This window comes from Amycolatopsis acidicola (assembly GCF_007713735.2).
Lineage (GTDB): Bacteria > Actinomycetota > Actinomycetes > Mycobacteriales > Pseudonocardiaceae > Amycolatopsis_E > Amycolatopsis_E acidicola.
On record NZ_VMNW02000028.1, the window covers coordinates 30,112 to 48,714 of the forward strand.

The following is an 18,603-nucleotide window of genomic DNA, read 5'->3' on the forward strand; positions in this document are numbered from 1 at the left end:
CCCCCGGCGGCCACGGTCATGTCGCGGCCGCCACCTTCGCCGGCCAGGACCGGCGGTAGAGCTCCAGCAGGGCCGGTTTGGTCACGGCGACCGGCGTGTTCTCCAGCACCGGCCGGTAGGTCGCCGCGAGCCCCGCGAGCCGCGGCAGATCCCCGTCCGGCACGCAGTAGGTGTCCAGCCCGGTGGGTACGCCCAGTTCGTCGAGCAGCGCGGCGAACGCGGCGCCGACCTCGGCGGGGCGACCGTGCCAGGCCGCCAGCAGCGCGCCGTGCCGTTCACTGTCGTTCCCGCCCAACATGCTCAGCGCGGCCGGCGCGACGACCGCGTTGGCCCGGCCATGGCTGAGCCCGTACTCGCTGGTCAGCGGGTAGCCCAGCGCGTGCACGACGCCTGCGTTGGTGTTCGCCATCGCCACGCTCGCCAGCAGACAGCCGAAGCCCAGTTCCCGCGACACCCCGGGCTGACCGTCCACAACGGACTGAAGACTACGGGTGATCCGGCCGACCGCCCGCAGCGCGAGGCCACTGGTGACCGGTGTCCCGGCCCGGGCGAAGAACGCTTCGATCGCGTGCAGCAACGAATCCAGCGCGGTGTCCAGCACGACTTCACGCGGCGCCGTCGCGGCCAGCGCCGGGTCGAGGAGCACGGCGCTGGGCCGCAGGCCGAGGCCGCTGACCGCGTACCGGCGGCCGTGCGGACCGGCGATCACCGCGTGCGCCGTGACCTCCGCGCCACCCGGCGTGGTCGGCACGGCGAACACGGGCGGCGCGGCGCCGGTGAACTGGCCGAGCCCTTCGAACTGGGCCAGGCGCGGGCTCCCCGGCTCACCGAGCAGGCCCGCCGCCGCCTTCGCCGCGTCGATGACGCTGCCGCCGCCGACCGCGACCAGCGCGTCGTGCCTGCCGGAGCGGTACGCCTGCGCGCACCGCTCCACCACGGTCTCGCCAGGGCAGCCGTGCACTCCCCGCCAGACGACCGGCTTCCGGTTCGACGCCAGGATCAGCGCCGCCACCAGATCGGCCCAGCCCGCCTCCGACACCCCCGCGTCGGTGACCACGAGCAGCCGCCGGATCCGCTTGTCCGTCAGCACCCGCCGGAGCCCGGTGACCGGGCCGATCCGGACCGGCGGGCGAACCAGCGCGCTCACAGCCGCTCCAACGCCGAGCGAACGCCGTCGCGCACGTGCTCCGCGGAAAGGCCATACCTGGCCAGCATTTCCGGGTATTCGGCGGTGTCGGTGCAGAAGACGTCCGGCACGGCGAAGCGCAGCAGCGGCGCGGGGTGCCGGGTGAGCAGCGTGCTCGCGACCGCCGACCCCAGCCCGCCGTGGATGTTGTGGTCCTCGTAGGTGACGACCAGCCGCGCCACGCGGGCCGCGTCCACGATCGCCTTGGTGTCCAAGGGTTTCAGCGTGTGCATGTTCAGCACGCGCACGCGGAGCCCGTACTCGCCCAGCAGCCCGGCCGCCTCCAGCGCCTGCGGCACGATCTGGCAGCCGGTGGCGATGATCGCGACATCCGGCGAGCCAGTGCCCTCGGCGAGCGTGACCGCGCGGCCGAGGGTGAACTCGTAGTGCTCGCTGTACACCGGCGGCGTGTCGCCCCGGCTGAGCCGCAGGTACACCGGCCCGTCGTGGCGGAACGCGGCGACGGTGGCGCGGTACGCCTCGTACGCGTCGGCCGGCGAAACCACCACCAGGTCCGGGATCGCCCTGGTGATCGCGATGTCCTCGAGGCAGCTGTGCGACGGGCCGGCGTAGCCACCGGAGAGCCCGGTGTAGTAGCCCGCGATCTTCACGTTGCTGCCCGCGTACGCCGCGTCCAGCCGGATCTGCTCACACGCCCGCAGCACGGCGAAAGCCGCGAAGGTGTTGACGAACGGGACCTTACCCGCCATCGCCATCCCGCAGGCGACGCTGACGAGATCGGCCTCCGCGATGCCCAGCTGCAGGTAGCGCGCGGGGAACTCCTTCCCGAACGGGACCGCGGGCAGCCCGAGGTCCCCCTCGACCGAGAACACCCGCTCGTTGAGCCGCGCCAGGTCGAGCTGCGCCTGCCTGCTGGTCACCCGGCTGGACAGGCCGTGCTCGGCGTACCAGTCCGCGAGCGTCATCGCGATCCCTCCCCCGCCACCTTGGCCACGACCCTGCGGATGTCCTCAGTGGACAGTGCGACCGGGTTGAGGCCGAGGTGGAAACCGTCTTCGAGCACCTTCGCCACGAGCGGGCCGATGTGCTCCTCCCGCACGCCGAGTTCGGCGGCGCCCGGGATTCCGCACTTCTCCACCAGCTCCCGGACGGCCGCGACCGCGGACTTGGCCGCCACGTAGTCGTCCGTGCCGTGGTCGGCGACGCCCATCGCCCTGGCGACGGCGGCCAGCCGGCCGGCCAGGTAGGGCAGGTTGAACTCCATCGCCTCGGCGAGGAACAGCCCGACGCCGACCCCGTGGTGCACGTCGAACAGCGCGTTCACCGCGTGCGCGAACGCGTGGTCCGCCGCTCCCCCGCCCTTCATGGAGATCCCGGCGGCCAGGCTGCCGATGGTCATCCACTCGCGGGCCTCGAGGTCCGCGCCGTCGGCCACCGCCACCGGCAGCCAGCGCGAGATCACCGAGATCGCGTACAACGCCATCCCGTCCGTCAGCGGCTGCCGTTCGGACGAGGTGTACGCCCCGATGGCGTGCGCCAGCGCGTCGATCCCCGAGGCCGCCGTGGGGCCGGGCGGGAGCCCGGCCGTCAGCTCCGGATCGCACAGCGCGACCTGCGCCGGCACCGCGACCACGTGCATCTTGAACACCCGCGCGCTGTCGGTGATGATCGCGCCCGCGACCACCTCGCTGCCGGTGCCCGACGTGGTCGGCACCAGCACCAGCGGCGGCACCGGGCTCCCCGGGGCCCTCGCGCCGTCTTCGAACTCGCGGATGTCCGCGCCGCCGGAGGCGACGACGGTCGCGGCGCATTTCGCCACGTCCATCGAGCTGCCGCCGCCGACCCCGAGCACCCCGTCACAGCCCGCCGCGACGTACGCCTCGGCCGCGGCCGCCACCTGCTTCTCGGACGGATTGGTGGCCAGGTCGGAAAACACCGTCACCGCGACGCCTTCGTCGCGCAACGCCGACAGCACCGGCTCGCACACCCCTGCACCGAGCACCCCGGGGTCGGTCACCACGAGCGCGTGCCGGATCCCTTGTGCCTTCGCCAGTCCGCCCGCACTGGCGGCGACCCCGCGTCCATAGTGGACTTCGGGGACCAGCTGGAAGAAACTCGGTTCAGTGAGCATCGCCCACCACCGAATGCCGGGAGCCCGAGACGGCCCAGTCGATCACCGTGAGGATGTCGAACACCGGAACCGGGATCAGCGGCCGGAGTTCGGACAGCACCGCGGGCAGCATCGTGCATTCGCTGACCAGCGCGCCGATGTCGGACTCGCGGGCGAGAAACTCGGTGATCACTTCGAGCAGGTCGTCGCGCAGCCGGGCGCGCAGCTCGCCGTCCATCTCCTTGGTCTCCAGGAAGCGGTTCCACGACCGGTAGCGGCCGACCCCGGCCACGCTGACCGGGGCCTCGGAGCTGCTCCAGCCGCAGGCGGTGAAGTTCTCCTCGCCGACCGCGTCCACGAAGAAGGTGAGAATCCCGACGCGGCGGTGCGGCCCGATCATCCTGGCCACCGTGGGCACGGCGATCAGACTGGACAGCACGACCGGCACGTCGACGGCGTCCGCGACCTGCTGCTGCGCGAGCGCGAGCAGCCCGCAGTTGGCGGTGATCACGTCCACCCCGTCGTCCCGCAGTTCCCGCGCGGCGTCGAGGTAGTTCGGCAGCATCGGCGGGATGTCGGCGGGCCGGCGCGGGGTCGAGGACCCCGAGACCACCTTGCGGTGCACGGGATGCGCGAAGCTCGCGTCGCTGGCCATGCAGCCGGGCACGTCCGCCATCCGGCCCGCCAGCATGAGCACCCCGACGGCGGGTTTTTCCTGTCTGGCCATCACTTCCACCTCCGCAGAGCGGATTCGACCGCCGCGCGCACGCCGGGTACGTCGAGGCCGCACCGGGCCAGCTGGTCGGCGTACGAGCCGACGTCGTGGGCGAACGCGTCGGGCAGGCCGAGCATCCGCATCGGGACCGGGCAGCTCCCGGCGAGCACGTCGGCCACCGCGCCGCCGAGCCCGCCGATCGTCGAATGCTCCTCGACGGTCACCACGAGCCCGGTCGCTTTCGCGGACCGGACAAGGAGTTCCTCGTCGACCGGCTTGATCGTGTGCAGGTCGATCACGGTGGCGTGCACGCCGCGCGCGGCCAGCTGCCGCGCCGCTTCGAGCACCGTCGCGACCGTGGTCAACCCGGCCGCCACGAGGGTCACGTCCGCGCCTTCGGCGAGCACGTTGCCGCGGCCGATCTCGAAGGTCGCGTTCTCGTCGTAAACCTGGGGCGTCGCCTCCACCCCGAGCCGCAGGTACACCGGGCCGTCGAGCTGCGCGGCGGCCAGGGTCAGCTGGTACGCGCTGACCGCGTCGGCCGGCGCGAGCACCGTCATCCCCGGCAGCGACCGCGCCACGGCGAGGTCCTCGCCGCAGTGGTGGGTCGGGCCGGAGAACCCGGCCGCGACGCCGGTGAACGTTCCGGCGATCTTCACGTTCGTCCGGTGGTAGGCCACGTCGAGCCGGACCTGCTCGCAGGCCCGCATCAGCGCGAAACTGCCGAACGTGTTGACGAACGCGACCTTCCCGCGCAGCGCGAGCCCCGCGGCCGCGCCGATCAGGCTCGCCTCGGCGATGCCCATGTCCAGGAACCGCCCCGGATACCTTTCGGCGAACCGCAGCCCGCCGAAGTCGCCGAGGTCGCCCTCCAGCGAGAACACCCGGCCGTCGCGGTCCGCGGCGTGCAGCTGCGCGAGCCGGCAGGTGTCCACGGCGGACAGGCCGTAGCGCTCGACCCAGGCCGTGCTGCCGCACGCCGGTTCCACCACCACGGAGGTCATCTCGCCCCCTGGTCCAGCTCGCCGAGCGCCTGTTCGTACTGCGCCTCGGTGAACTTCCCGTAGTGCCACAGGTGCGTGTTCGAGGTGAACGACAGCCCGTGCCCCTTCTCCGTATGCGCGACGAGACAGGTCGGTTTCCCCGTGGCAGCGGGGACTTTGTGCAGCGCGGCGCTCAGGTCGCCCACGTCGTGACCGTCCACTTCGGTCACTTCCCAGCCGAAGCTGCGCCATTTGTCGGCGAACGGCTCCAGCCGCATGATCTCCTCGGTCGGCCCGTCCTCCTGGAACCCGTTGCGGTCCACGATCGCGACCAGGTTGTCCAGGCGATAGTGCCCCGCGGCCATCGCCGACTCCCACACCGAGCCCTCCTGGCATTCGCCGTCGCCCAGCACGACGAACACGCGGTAGTTCGCGCGGTCGTACGCCCCGGCGAGGGCGAGCCCGGTGCCGACCGGCAGGCCGTGCCCGAGCGAGCCGGTGGCCAGCTCGACCCCGGGGATGCTCCGCGACGGGTGCCCGGCGAACCGGCTGCCCGGGGTCTTGTACCCGGCCAGCTCATCGATGGGGAAGAAGCCCCGCTCGGCCAGCGCGGCGTACAGCGACGCCGAGGAATGTCCCTTGCTGTAGATGAGGAAATCCCGTTCCGGCCAGTCCGGCCGCGCCGGGTCGACCCGCAGCACGTCGTCGAACAGCAGGACGGTCAGGATCTCCACCGAAGACATCGAGCCCCCGACGTGCGCGCCAGGGCTGTGCGTCGCCAGTTCGACGATGTGCCTGCGCAGCCGGTGCGCCATCGCGATGAGATCGGTGTGGTTGGCAACGGTCGTGATACTCATGGCCCCTCTTCCGTGTTTCTGCTGGATCACCACAGCCGGTCGCCGTCCTCCCACGGCTCGGCGTAGTCGATGGTTCGCGCGTACGCGGCCAGCTCCCCCAGCCGGCCGAACACCTTCACGAAGGCGTCCTCGTACGCGGAGATCGCCGCCGGGTCCCGGAACGAAGCCGGGCACAGCCTGCTGCCGACCAGCAGCGAGCCGGAGATCACCGCGAGCGTCGAGGTGTACTCCTCCGGCCGGTATTCGACCGTCCGCGCGGTGTGCCCGCAGGTCCACGGGCAGCCCCGGCCGTAGCCGACGCGCTCGGCGAACAGGCGCTGGCCGGGCAGCGGCCGGTTCTGGTAGCCGATCACCGGGATCCCCTCGGCGGTCAGCGCCTCGCCGACCACGCGTCGGAACGGCCCCGGTGCGACGTCGAGCCCGGCCTGTGCCGGGTCGAACCGCACCCGGAAGTGGTGGTACACATGGGTTCTGCCGTCCGGGACGACCGGCGGCAGCACGCCGGGCAGCTCGCTCAGCGTCCCGGTGAGCCGGTTCGCGCCCGCCCTGGTCTCGTCGATGTAGGTGTCGAGCCGCGCCAGCTGGGAGCGGGTGAACGCGGCGAGGATGGAGCTGAACCGGTAGTTCCAGCCGAGCGTGTGCGCGTGGTAGTCGCGGTGCCCGTCCGGATCGATGGTCTCGCCGAACATCTTCACCGCGTCCGCGCGGTTGCGCAGGCCGGTATCGTTCGTCGTTAGCAGCCCGCCTTCGCCCGCGGTGGCCAGGTTCTTCCCGGCCATGATGCTGAACGCGCCGAGATCGCCGAGCGCGCCGGCCCGCACCCCGTCCACCGTGGCGCCGTGCGCCTGCGCCGCGTCCTCGATCACCACCAGCCCGTGCCGGCGCGCGATCTCGCTGACGGCGGCCATGTCGGCGGGCAAGCCGTGCAGGTGTACCGCGATGATCGCCTTGGTGCGCCGGGAGATCCGGTGCTCCACATCGGACGGATCGAGGGTGAACGTGACCGGGTCGACGTCCGCGAACACCGGGATGCCCTGGTGGTGCAGGACGCAGGTGGCGGAGGCGAGGAAGCTCAGCGCGGGCACGATCACCTCGTCGCCCGGCCCGATCCCCGCCGCCGCGACGGCCGCGTGCAGCGCCGCCGTCCCGCTGTTCACCGCGAGGCAGTGCGCGGTACCGGTGTACCCGGCCCACTCCCGTTCCAGCTCGCGCACCTGGTCGTCGTTCATCCAGCTCAGGCGCCCGGAACGGAGCGTGTCGGTGACCGCGGCGATGTCGGTTTCGGTGACCTCGGGCCAGTTCTCGTCGATCCCCTTCGGCGCCACCGGGGTGCCGCCGAACAACGCGAGCGCGCTCACCGGAGGGTTCCCGGCAGCAGCTGGAGCTCCCTGGGCACCACCTTGCCGGTCAGCACCTCGCAGCCCGTCTCGGTGACGACGACGGTCTCGCTGAACCCGACGTGCCCGTTCAGCTCCGGCACGATCAGCGACGGCACCAGGTGGAAGACCATGTTGGGCCGCAACACGGTTTCGTCGCCGGGGTGGAGGTTCATGATGTGGCTTTCGTTCCAGCCCGGCGGATAGCAGACGCCGATGGAATAGCCGGTCTCGTGCGTGAAGTCCCCGAAACCGTGGCTCACCAGGGTCTTCCGGCACGCGTCGTCCACGGCGCCGGACGTGACCCCGGCACGGATGGTGCCGATCGCTGCCTCCAGCCCGTCGACCACCGCCGCGACGCGGCCGGTGACCGCGGCGGGCGGATCGCCGATGAACGCCGCGCGCATCATCGCCGCGCTGTAGCGGCGGACGCAGCCGGAGAACTCCAGGAACACGATGTCCCCGTCGCGCAGCTCGCGGCCTTCCCAGGTGCCGTGCGGCAATCCCGAACGTTCCCCGCTGATCACGTACGGCGGGCTCCCCGGGTACTCACTGCCGTGGCGCAGCGTGCCGCCGTACACCGCGGCCGCCACCTCGTTCTCGGTCACGCCGGGGCGGGCAGTGTCCAAAGCGGACCGCATCCCGGCCATCGCCGCCCCGGCGGCGAGCCGGATGTAGTCGATCTCGGCGGGCGACTTGACCAGCCGCACCGCCTCGACCAGCCCGCTGCCGTCCACCCAGCGGGTCTGGGGCAGCGCGGCGACGAGCCGGTGGTAGGTGCGGATGGGGAAGAAGTAGCCGCTCTCCTCGATGGAGGTGACCTTCCCCCGCGCGCCGACCTCGTCGAGCGCGTCGACCGTGACCTCGATCGGATCCTGCGTGACGTCGTAGTCGGTGTAACGCTCCAGCCAGGACAGCCGCTGCACGTTGATCCGCTCCTCGCGGTACGTCAGCAGCAGCGGCTCGCCCTCGGCCGGCACCAGCAGGGTCTGGTACATGTAATAGCCGAGCGTGGTGTAGCCGGTGAGGTAGTAGATGTTCTCCGGTACGGAGATCATCGCGACGTCGATCTCCCGCGCCGCCATGCCCTCGCGCACCCGGGCCAGTCTCGTCCGGTACTCGTCGAGCGTGAACGGCAGATTTTCGTTCTCCCGCATGGATTCCCCCTCGTGGTGATGGTCAGCCGGCCGGACGGCCGAATTCGTGCAAGGTGAGCCGTGGCCCGTCCCGGCGCACGAAGGCGCCGCCGTGCCATTCCCAGACCCAGCCGGAGCGGCGCCGTCCGCCATAGGGCGCGAGCGGCAGCCTGCGCCGGTGCTCCAGCCAGGTTTCGCCGGTGAACACCTCGCCGTGCGTGCGGGCGAGTCTCGCCGCGATGTCCGTGGTGCCCCCGAAAACGGTCGCGGTGAGCCCGTAGACCGAGTCCTCCGCCAGTTCGACGGCCTCGTCCGCGGAGTCGGCCTGGACGATCGGGAGCACCGGCCCGAAGGTCTCGGCGCGCATCACGTCCATGTCGTGCCCGACGTCGACGAGCACCGCCGGTTCGATCAGCACGCGGTCCCCGACGTTGTGCGCCTTGCCGCCGTACAGCAGCTTCGCGCCGGCCTTGGTCGCCGCGTCGAGCTGGGCGAGCACCCGGCTCGCCGTCGCACGGTCCAGCGGCGCGATGTCCGTCGCCTCGTCCCAGTGCTCGCCGATCGCCAGCGCCGCGGTCAGTTCCGCGACCTGGCCCACGAACTCCGGGTAGATCTCGCGGTGCACGTAGAACCGTTCCGGCGCGGTGCACGCCTGGCCGGCGTTGTAGAGCCCGGCGGCCACCGCGGCGGCCGCGGCCTCGGGCACGGAAGCGCCGGGCAGCACCAGAAACGGGTCCTTGCCGGGGCCTTCGAACACGAACCGGGTCCCCGTCTTGCGGGCGGGTTCCTCGTAGCCCCGCGCCCAGTTGTCGTCGCCGAACGCCATCACCGCGCCGATCCCGGGGTCGGCCATCGACTCGCCGAGGAAGACAGGCCCGGCCCGGTCGCTGAACTCGACCCTGCCGGACAACGCGGGCCGCAGGAGGTCCGCGAGAATCTCCGCCCAGCGCGCGCGTCGGCCCGGAAGCCGGGCGAGCGTGCGGTTTCCGGCCAGGTAGGACGCACCTATGGTGGCCACCGGGTTGCTCAGGATCGCGTTACCGGGCAGGCACAACGCGACCTTGCCGACCGGCTCCCGCCCCTGCAGCGCGTCGAGCGCGCCGGGAAACGCGCGCAGCCGCGTGATCGCCAGCCGGATGTCCGAACGGATCACCTTGCGGCTGAACGGGAACAGCTCGACCGCGAGGTCCTCCAGCTCACCGGCGGTGTCCTCGACGACGTCAGCCAGCTTCGCCAGCTGTTCCGCGCGCTCCGCCACGGACGACCCGAACCCGTGTCCATTGTGGACTTCGCGCTTCGCCGCCATCGCGGCCGCCTTGCGCTGCAACGCACTCCGCGCGACCTTCTCCGTGGCCGTCACCGGCAGGCGATGCATGATGTGGATCTCACGTGGCCGTTTGAACGGGGCGAGTGCACGGGCACACGCCTGTTCCACCAGCCCGCGGTCCACGACGAACCGCGGCAGCGGCTCCAGGAAGACCTCGATCTCCTGGCCACCGAAGGGATCCGGGACCCCGAGCGCGACCGCCCGGCGCACCCCGGCACAGGCCTCGACCACCCGCTCGATCTCCGCCGGGTCGATGTTCTCCCCGCGCCGCCGGATCAGGTCGTCCGTCCGGCCCGCGAAGGTCAGCATCCCGGCTTCGTCGCGCCGCACCAGGTCGCCGGTGGCGAACCAGTGGCCGGTGAAGGCCTGCCTCGTCGCGGCCGGGGCGCGGAAGTAACCCGACATCATCGCCGGGTTGCGGCGTACCAGCAGCCGTCCGGTGCCCGGCCCGTGGACGGTGGCGCCGACGGCGTCGATCAGCCTGATCCGGACGTGGTCGAGCGGTTCGCCGAGCGTGCCGGGATTCGGCGCGTCCCAGCGCCCGCACAGCAGGGTGTTCGTCTCGGACAGCCCGAAGCCTTCCACGACGGGAACGCCGTAGCGCGCGGTGAAAAGGCGTGCGGTCTCCGCGGGCGCTCCGCCTCCATAGACAACGCGCAGCGTTGTCGAGAGGTCGTCCGGGTCGGCGGGCCGCGCACACAGCACGGCGAGCATCTCGCCGAGGTGGCGGAACACCGTCGCCCGGTACTTCCGCACCTCCGGCCAGAACCGGCTGCCGCTGAACCTGGGCCGCAGCACCACGTGCGCGCCACGGTGGGCGGCCGACGCGAGCAACGACAGCCCTGCCATATGGTGCAACGGAAGGACGTGCAGGACGACGTCCTCGTGGCTGATCCCGAGCCGCTCGCAGAACTCCTCGACCGGCAGCACGAAACTCAGCTGGCTGAGCACGCAGCCCTTCGGCTTCCCGGTCGAGCCCGAGGTGAACAGCACGACCAGCGGGCTCTGCGCCGACACCGGGCCGTCCGGCGGATCGCCACCGCCGGACAGCTCACTGACCACCCGGAAAGGCCCGAGCGTGTCCGCGAGTTCCTTGCGGTGCGGCGGAACCAGCACCAGCGACGGCGCCGCGGTGGTCACCAGCGCGCGCAGTTCCTTGTCGGTCAGGCGTTCGTCCAGCGGCACCAGCACCGCGCCGAGCCGCGCGCAGGCGAACCACAGGAACGCCAGCTCCGGCCCGTTCGGCAGCACCACGGCGACACGGTCGCCGAAACCCACCCGGTGCCGGGCCAGCGCGGCGGCCACCTCGGTGACGTGCTCCAGCGCGGCGCGGTAGGTGACTGTCTCGTCCTGGCCGTCCGGGCGCGTCCAGGTCAGGAACGGCCGTTCGGGATGACGCCCGGCGGTGCGGCGCAGGACGTCGATGACGGTCAGCACGCCGTTCTCCGCTGCAGCACGTACGCGGGATGCGGGCCGGTGCGGCGGAAGTCCACCGCCACGTAGCCGCGCGCGAAGTACTCGGTGAACACCGCGCGGATCTCCGCCCGCCAGGCCCGTGCCGCGCCGAGGTCGGCGTGCTTGATCGCGCCGAGGTCACCGGGTACCGCGACCAGCACGCGCGGCGTCTCCCGGTCCAGGTGCACGGATCGGTTGCAGGGCAAGCCGTTCCGCTCGATCACGCGGTTCGCGGGTGACTCGCTGAGCGAGCCCGGCGCGGTGTTCCGCGGTTCCGGCCACGGGCTGCGGCGCAGCCACCATTCGGCCAGCAGCCGGTCGGTGTCGAGGCCGGCGTTGAGCCCACTGCCGGTGCCGTAGACGTTCACCCGGTAGTCGCGCGCGATCGCGCCGAGCCTGCGCACGTTGAGCGCCGCGTTCCCGGCCAGCAGCGGGTCGAAGGTCCAGGTGATGAGCTCGATCCCGGCGTCGAGCGCCGCCCGGCGCTGCGCCAGCTTCAGGCGCCTGCCGATGCCGTGCGAGCGGTACAGCGGATGCACGCACAACAGCACGGAGCACTGTTTCAGCGCGCCGCCCTGGCTGATCCCCGGAAACGAGTAGACGAACCCCGCGAGCTCCCCGCCGCCGTCGAACGCACCGAGGACGATCCCGCCGTTCTCCTGCGCGGTCAGCAGCTCCAGCAGCGGGATGCCGACGATGTCACTGGTCCCCCAGACCAGGTCCTGCAGACGCTCACACTGGCGGTATTCGTCCGTTCCCCACACCCGCCGGACGGTGACCGCCGGACTCGGTGCCACCGCGGGCGCCTGGGCAGCCCGCATCAAGATCCCGGCCATGTTCCCCCCTCGCAACCGGCCTCCGTTGCCAGTTGTACGGGCGAGGGGCGCCCCCGGATCAGAAATCACCCGGAGTTATTAATCCGACCGGAAGCAGGCGGAAACCAACCGCAGCGGAGTTGCTCGGAGAAACCCATTTCCGCCGTGGCTGTAGTCGGATTAGTAACCAACAGCTCGGTATGTGCTGACTTTTCCGCCGCGGTTCCGGGCAGGAGCCAACAGCGCCTGAGGTGTCCTCAGTGGACGGTCAGGCCACGCGCGCCGCCGGGGGCAGCAGCGCTTCGTCCGCGGCGGGCCAGCCGAACGGATCCGGCCCCAGAGCGGCGAGTTCGGCGACCTGCTGCGCGCACCACGGCGAGACCGTCCGCCCGCCGGCGCCCACCTCGGCCACCAGCTCGTCCCACACCGCCCACTCGTAACCGTCCACTTCGGACGGCTCTGGCCGGGGGTCACCGTCCGTGACCGCGCGGAACACCGGGCACATCTCGTTCTCCACGATGCCGTTCTCCATCACCGCGCGGTAGCGGAACGCGGGCAGCACCAGCGTGATCTCCTCGGCGTCCACGCCCAGCTCCTGCGGGACCCGCCGACGCACGGCGTCGGCGAGTTTCTCGCCCGGCGCGGGGTGGCCGCAGCAGCTGTTGGTGCGCACGCCCGGCCACGTCGGCTTCGTCCGCGCGCGGGTGGTGAGCAGGAGCCTGCCCCGGCCGTCGAACAGGTAGCACGAGAACGCGAGATGCAGCGGGGTGTCGCGGTGGTGCACCGCCGCCTTGTCCATGGTGCCCCTGGCCTGCCCGTCCTCGGTCAGCAGTACGACCTGTTCCATGCTTCTCCGTTCCCGCGCGAGGGCTTGCGTGTCCTGCCGGTCACCCACTGTATGGGCTGGTGCCGCGCGAGAACATCCCCACAAGGTTCAGCTGTTCACCGACGCCGAATCGAGCAGCCAGGCGAACTTCTCCTTCGCGGCGGCGCGACGGGCCGGGACGTGCTCCGATGGCACCTCACGCCGCTCGTACCCCCGCAGGACGCGGCGGGCGACTGTGACCTTGTGCACCTCGTCCGGGCCGTCGTAGATGCGCGCCGCCCTGGCCTGCCGGTACATCGACTCCAGCGGCAGGTCGGTGGTGTAGCCGAGCGAGCCGTGCGCCTGGATCGCGCGGTCGATGACGTTGTAGAGCACCGAAGCCCCGTAGAACTTGATCATCGCGATGTCGGTGAGCGCGGCCGCCGTGCCGCCGGTGTCCATCTTCCACGTTGCCTGCAGGGTCATCAGCCGCGCCGCGGTCATCTCGGCCGCCGAGGTCGCGATCCAGTCCTGCACCATCTGCTTCTCGGCCAGGAAGGAGCCGTGGGTGTACCGCGAAAGGGCACGTTCGCACAGCATGTCGAACGCGCGCTGGGACTGGCCGAGCCAGCGCATGCAGTGGTGGATCCGGCCGGGGCCGAGCCGCTGCTGCGCGAGCACGAACCCGTCGCCCTCGTCGCCGATGCGGTTCTCCACCGGCACCCGCACGTCGCGGTAGATGATCTCGGCGTGGCCACCGGGGCGTCCACTGTGCTCGTCCGGTTCGGCCATCGTCGGCACGTCGCGGAGGATGTCGACGCCCTCGGTGCCCGCCGGCACGACGAACATGGTGGCCCGCCGCCGGGGCGGGGCGTCCGGGTCGGTCACCGCCATCACGATGAGGAAGTCGGCGACCGAACCGTGGGAGGTGAACCACTTGTGGCCGTTGAGGACGTACTCGTCGCCGGAGCGCACCGCGCGCGTGGTCAGCAGCGTGGGGTCCGCGCCCGCGCCGGGCTCGGTCATCGAGAACGCGCTGCGCAGGCGGCCGTCCAGCAGCGGTTCCAGCCACTTCTGCTTCTGCTCGTCGTCGGCGCCGACGGCGAGCAGTTCGGCGTTGCCCGAGTCGGGCGCGTTGTTGCCGAAGATCGCGGGCGCGTAGGCGCAACGGCCGAGGATCTCGTGCATCAGCCCGAGCTTCACCTGCCCGAACCCGCGGCCGCCGAGCGACGGCGGCAGATGCGCGGCCCACAGCCCGCGCGCCTTCACCTCCTCCTTCAACGGCGCGGTGGCGCGCGCGAAGGCGTCCGCGTCGAGGTCGAGGGTTTCGAGCGGGATGATCTCGTCGCGGACGAACCCGCGCATCCAGGCGAGCTTCTCCTCGAACTCCGGTTCGGTGGAAAAGTCCCAGGCCATGGTGTTTTCTCCCGTCAGTTGGCGAGGTCCCGCAGGGCGGCTTCGCAGAGGCGGACACCGTCGTCGGCGCGTTCTTCGAGTGAGAATCCGTCGTCCGCCATGTGCCCGGCCTCGTAGCGCGCCCGCACGCCCACGCCGATGCACGCGGATCGCCATCGCGCGAAGGCGATCCAGTACGGCAGGTCGGCGAGGTCGAGCCCCGACCGGTCGGCGTAGCGCGCCACGATCTCGGCCCGCGACGGAAAGCCGGGCGCCGTGCTCGGCCCCGGCGTGACCGGTGGGGTCTCCTCCCCCGGGTCCTGCCAGCTCGCCGCCAGCCAGCCGAGGTCCGCGAGCGGATCGCCCGACGTGGCCAGCTCCCAGTCGAACACCGCGCGCACGGTGCCGTCCGGACCGAAGCTGAGGTTGCCGGGCCGGTAGTCGCCGTGCACGATTCCGTTGCGCTGCTTCGGGATTCGTTCGGCCAGCCGGTCGTGCACCTCGTCCAGCAGCGCCAGCTCCGGTGCGCCGGTGGCGTGCACCTGCGCGTGCCAGCGCCGCAGCTGCCGCTCGACGTACCCGGTGCGGCGCACGAGATCGCCGAGACCCAGCGCCACCGGATCCAGCGCGTGCAGTTCCGCCAGCACGTCGACGAGGTGCTCGCCGGCGCGGGCGCGAGCCTCCTCCGGAAAGCGGTTTCCGGCTTCGGCATCGGCCAGGACCTCGCCCTCGACGAGGCCCATCACGGAGAACTCGGCGCCGGTGACTTCGGTGTCGGTGCAGTACGCGAGCGGCGGCGCGACGGGGACCGCCGTGCCCGCGAGCGCCGAGATGAAGCTCCACTCGCGCCCCATGTCGTGCGCCGTGCTGAGCACGCCCCCGGTCGGCGGGCGGCGCAACGCTCGGGCCGTACCGGCGCCGTCGGTGACCCGGTACGTGAGGTTCGACCGGCCACCGGAGATCAGCTCGAACGCGGCGGGCTCGACGAAGCCTTCGACATGGTCGCCGAGCCACCGGCTCACCCGCTGCCCGTCGATGCCCGCGGGTTCATCGTCCGACATAGTGGGGCTCCCGCTTCTCCAAGAACGACCGCACACCCTCGCGGTGATCCTCCGTGGTGAACAACTCCCCCAGCGTCGTGCTCACCCACGCCCCGAGGTCACGCCACTCCGGATCGAGCGCGCGCCGGAGCCCGCGTTTGAGCGCGGCGACGGCCAGCGGCGGGTTCGCCGCGATCCGCCCGGCCAGTTCCAGCGCGGCGGGCATCAGGTGATCATCGGGGACGACGCGGCTCACCAGCCCGATCCGCTCAGCCCGTCCGGCATCGATGACGTCCCCGGTGAACAACAGCTCGGCGGCGGTCTCCCGGCCCACGAGTTGCGCGAGCCGGGCGATCCCCGCGACGTCACTGCACAGCCCGCGTTTGACGAACAGCTCCCCGAACCGGGCCGAGGCCGCCGCGACCCGGAGATCGGCCATCAGCGCCAGCTCCATACCCCATCCGACCGCCGGCCCGTTCACCGCCGCGATCACCGGGACATCGGTGTGCAGCAAGGCATCCGCGGCCGGGGTGAGCCGGGGCGGTGGTGGCGGCGCCTCGCCGGTCATCAGCTCGCGGACGTCGTCGCCCGAGCAGAACGACCGTCCGGCGCCGGTGATCACCAGCACGCGGGCCGTGGTGCCGTGGACCAGCTCGGTCAGTTCGTCATAAGTCTTGCGCCGCAAGGCATTGTGCACGTCGGGACGGTTGAGCGTGAGCACTCCGACGTGCTCGCTCTCGGCGTAGCCGATGTCCTGACCGGGACTCACCGCGCCTCCACTTCCGCCGCCAGCACGGGCCGCAGGTCGCGTTTCAGGACCTTGCCGCTCGGCGTGCGCGGCAGCGGCTCCGACCGGATCAGGACGTGCGCGGGCACCTTGAAGGCCGCCAGCCCCGCCGCCACATGCCGCCGGATCTCCTCCGCCGTCACGCTCATTCCCTCGCGCGGCACGACGACCGCGACGGCCTCCTCACCCAGCGTCGGATGCGGCACGCCGACCACCGTCACGTCCTCGACCGCCGGATGCCGGAACAGCACGGCCTCCACCTCGGCGCAGTAGATGTTCTCCCCGCCGCGGATGATCACGTCCTTCATCCGGTCCACGACGAACACCCAGCCCTCGCTGACGCGCCCGAGGTCCCCGGTGTGGAACCAGCCATCGGTGAACGCCGCCGCCGTCGCCTCCGGGTTTTTCCAGTACCCGCGCACGATGTTCGGGCCGCGGAACCACAGTTCGCCGATCTCGCCCTCGCCGACGTCCTCACCGGTCCCCGGATCCACCACGCGCACCTCGGTTCCCGGCTGGCAGCGCCCGACGCTGTCCGGCCGCGCCACGTAGTCCGAGCCGACGTTCGCCACGACCGCCGACGTGGTCTCGGTGAGGCCGTAACCGTTGCTGGGCGCGACAAGCGCGTCGAAGACCTGGTCGACCCCGCCCACGAGATCGGGCGGCACCGGCGCGCCGCCCATGGAGATCCCGGCCAGCGTCCCCAGCCCGTCGGTGTCCTCCGCCGCGTCGTCGAGCAGGGAGCGGATCACCGTCGGCACCCCGGACACCGCGGTGAGCCGTTCGCGCCGGACCAGCGCGCGGGCCTCGTCGCGATCCCATTTGTACTGGGTGACGAGCTTGCCGCCCACCATCGCGGTGTAGCCGATGCTGGTGATCCCGGCGATGTGGAACAACGGGAACGTGCACAGCCCGCCGGGCTGCGGCGCGGCCGGATCCGGGACCACCGGCTCGCCGCCGTTGGCCATCGCGCCGCTGACGAACGCGGACAACGCGGTGTTGAAGAGATTCGTGCAGTGGTTGCGATGGGTGCCGATCGCTCCCTTGGGCTGTCCCGTCGTGCCGGAGGTGTAGAGGATGGTCGCGTCGTCGTCCGGCTCCACGTCGGCGTCCGGCGGCTCCGCGGCGGGGTCGAGCGACGCGAGCAGCTCGTCCCAGCCGCGCCCGGTCGTCCCGGTCCCGCGCACTTCGACGAGCGGCGGGTTGCCGAGGCTGTCGAGGTGCGGCGCCAGCAACGCGGCGCGTTCCCCGTCGACGATCACGAGTCTCGCGCCCGCGTCCTCGATGGCGTACCGCAGCTCCGGCGCGGTCCACCACGCGTTGAGCGGCACCAGCACGATCCCGAGCAGCTGCGTGGCCCAGAACACGGGTGTCCACTCGGGATAGTTGCGCATCGAAACCGCCACCCGGTCCCCTTTGCGCAGCCCGTATTCCTCGCGCAGGCAGCGCGCCAGGCCCGCGATGATCCGCGCCTGCTCGGCGTACGTCCAGCGTTCGTCGCGGAAGACGAGGAACGGCCGTTCGCCGAACGCGCCGAGAGAAAGCGCTATCTCGCGCAACGTCTGCGGCCCCGCCGTGAACACGCGCATCGGGATGCCGCGGACCTCGCGTTCGCCGATCTCGAACGGCTGTCCCGGCGCGGTGAACCGTTCCGTGAGCGCCGCGCGGCTGAGGGTGTCCGTCATCGCCTCCTCCTCACGCCGTGTACGCCAGATCGAGGCCCGGGCAGGGCCATTCCGTGCGGTACAAGCGACCCCGGCCGGACGACGTGATGTACGCCGTGTTCGAGCCCGGGGCGAAACAGATGTTGGTCACGAACGGATCCGGCTCGGGCACCGGCACCTGCCGCAGGAGCGTGCCGTCCGGGGCCAGCACGCTGATCGCGCCGGTGATCAGCGTCGCGACGCACACGTTGCCTTCGCCGTCGACTCCCAGCGAGTCGAGCGGCTGGTAGCCCGGGAACCCGTGCAGCAGCGTCGCGCCGCCGGGCCCGAACGTCGCGCCCGCGCGCACCCGGCCGGGCGCCTCGATCTCCCAGGACCACACGCGCCCCGGTCCGGTTTCGGCCACGTAGAGCCGGGAACCGTCCGGGCTGAGGCCGACGCCGTTCGGCTGGGTCAGCGGGTGGACCACTTCGCGAATGGACGAACCGTCGGCGGCCGCGTAGTAGAGCGCGCCCGTGTCGTGGTCACGCTCGCGGCCCTTCCCCAGATCGGTGAACCAGAACCCGCCGTCGGTGTCGAACACGAGGTCGTTCGGGCCGCGCAGCGGGCGGCCGTCGCATTCGGTGTAGAGATCGGTGACCGAACCGTCGCCGTCCACGCGCTGGATGCGGCCGCCGAGGTAGTCCGCCGGCTGGTGCCCCGGCGCGGTGATCCCGTCCGCCTCCTGCCATTCGAACCCGCCGTTGTTGCACACGTACACGGCGCCGTCCGGCCCGATCGCGGCGCCGTTCGGGCCGCCGCCCACTTCGGCGACCACCGAGATTTCGCCGCCGGGGCGCACCTTCGCCAGCGTGCCGCGCCGGATCTCCACGACGAGCACGGAACCGTCGCGCAGGGCGACCGGTCCTTCGGGGAACTGCAGCCCGCCTGCCACCTCGTCGAGCGGCGGGGCGGTGGGGTCGGCACTGACCATGATCCTGCCTTTCCTGCG

The 18,603-nt window shown here is 71.7% G+C and carries 16 protein-coding genes; all 16 read right to left on the minus strand.

All coding sequences use genetic code 11. From position 1 onward, the window contains the following. Positions 1–16: 16 nt before the first annotated feature. Complete coding sequence (locus FPZ12_RS19760) at positions 17–1,147, minus strand: iron-containing alcohol dehydrogenase family protein (RefSeq protein ID WP_166462831.1); 1,131 nt, start codon at positions 1,145–1,147, stop codon at positions 17–19. After that, positions 1,144–2,112, minus strand: a complete 969-nt coding sequence (locus FPZ12_RS19765) for a transketolase family protein (RefSeq protein WP_144749793.1) — start codon at positions 2,110–2,112, stop codon at positions 1,144–1,146. Before FPZ12_RS19765 ends, FPZ12_RS19760 begins: the two co-directional genes overlap by 4 nt. Then, entirely contained in the window at positions 2,109–3,278 is a 1,170-nt protein-coding gene (locus FPZ12_RS19770; protein ID WP_144749791.1) for an iron-containing alcohol dehydrogenase, read from the minus strand. The genes FPZ12_RS19765 and FPZ12_RS19770 overlap by 4 nt, the downstream gene beginning before the upstream one ends. Next, positions 3,268–3,984, minus strand: coding sequence for an aspartate/glutamate racemase family protein (locus FPZ12_RS19775; protein WP_144749789.1), 717 nt, complete (start codon positions 3,982–3,984; stop codon positions 3,268–3,270). Before FPZ12_RS19775 ends, FPZ12_RS19770 begins: the two co-directional genes overlap by 11 nt. Then, entirely contained in the window at positions 3,984–4,976 is a 993-nt protein-coding gene (locus FPZ12_RS19780) for a transketolase family protein (RefSeq protein ID WP_144749787.1), read from the minus strand. Before FPZ12_RS19780 ends, FPZ12_RS19775 begins: the two co-directional genes overlap by 1 nt. Continuing rightward, positions 4,973–5,812, minus strand: a complete 840-nt coding sequence (locus FPZ12_RS19785) for a transketolase (protein ID WP_243769922.1) — start codon at positions 5,810–5,812, stop codon at positions 4,973–4,975. The genes FPZ12_RS19780 and FPZ12_RS19785 overlap by 4 nt, the downstream gene beginning before the upstream one ends. Positions 5,813–5,838: 26 nt before the next feature. After that, positions 5,839–7,170, minus strand: coding sequence for a DegT/DnrJ/EryC1/StrS family aminotransferase (locus FPZ12_RS19790; protein ID WP_166462832.1), 1,332 nt, complete (start codon positions 7,168–7,170; stop codon positions 5,839–5,841). Next, entirely contained in the window at positions 7,167–8,345 is a 1,179-nt protein-coding gene (locus tag FPZ12_RS19795; RefSeq protein WP_166462833.1) for a M24 family metallopeptidase, read from the minus strand. The genes FPZ12_RS19790 and FPZ12_RS19795 overlap by 4 nt, the downstream gene beginning before the upstream one ends. Positions 8,346–8,367: 22 nt before the next feature. Continuing rightward, positions 8,368–11,088, minus strand: coding sequence for an aldehyde dehydrogenase family protein (locus FPZ12_RS19800; protein ID WP_144749781.1), 2,721 nt, complete (start codon positions 11,086–11,088; stop codon positions 8,368–8,370). After that, on the minus strand, positions 11,082–11,942 hold the full coding sequence (locus FPZ12_RS19805) for a hypothetical protein (protein WP_144749779.1): 861 nt from the start codon (positions 11,940–11,942) through the stop codon (positions 11,082–11,084). Before FPZ12_RS19805 ends, FPZ12_RS19800 begins: the two co-directional genes overlap by 7 nt. Before the next feature lie 247 nt (positions 11,943–12,189). Then, on the minus strand, positions 12,190–12,768 hold the full coding sequence (idi, locus tag FPZ12_RS19810) for an isopentenyl-diphosphate Delta-isomerase (RefSeq protein WP_144749777.1): 579 nt from the start codon (positions 12,766–12,768) through the stop codon (positions 12,190–12,192). Between the two features lie 87 nt (positions 12,769–12,855). After that, positions 12,856–14,142 carry an acyl-CoA dehydrogenase family protein gene (locus tag FPZ12_RS19815; protein ID WP_144749775.1) on the minus strand — a complete coding sequence of 429 codons (1,287 nt, stop codon included), beginning with the start codon at positions 14,140–14,142 and terminating at the stop codon, positions 12,856–12,858. Between the two features lie 14 nt (positions 14,143–14,156). Then, a complete protein-coding gene (locus FPZ12_RS19820) occupies positions 14,157–15,182 on the minus strand; it encodes a phosphotransferase family protein (protein ID WP_144749773.1) in 1,026 nt (341 codons plus the stop codon). Beyond that, entirely contained in the window at positions 15,169–15,930 is a 762-nt protein-coding gene (locus FPZ12_RS19825; protein WP_144749771.1) for an enoyl-CoA hydratase/isomerase family protein, read from the minus strand. Before FPZ12_RS19825 ends, FPZ12_RS19820 begins: the two co-directional genes overlap by 14 nt. After that, a complete protein-coding gene (locus FPZ12_RS19830) occupies positions 15,927–17,633 on the minus strand; it encodes a class I adenylate-forming enzyme family protein (RefSeq protein WP_144749769.1) in 1,707 nt (568 codons plus the stop codon). The genes FPZ12_RS19825 and FPZ12_RS19830 overlap by 4 nt, the downstream gene beginning before the upstream one ends. A 10-nt stretch (positions 17,634–17,643) precedes the next feature. After that, positions 17,644–18,585 carry an SMP-30/gluconolactonase/LRE family protein gene (locus FPZ12_RS19835; protein ID WP_144749767.1) on the minus strand — a complete coding sequence of 314 codons (942 nt, stop codon included), beginning with the start codon at positions 18,583–18,585 and terminating at the stop codon, positions 17,644–17,646. Between the last annotated feature and the right edge of the window lie 18 nt (positions 18,586–18,603).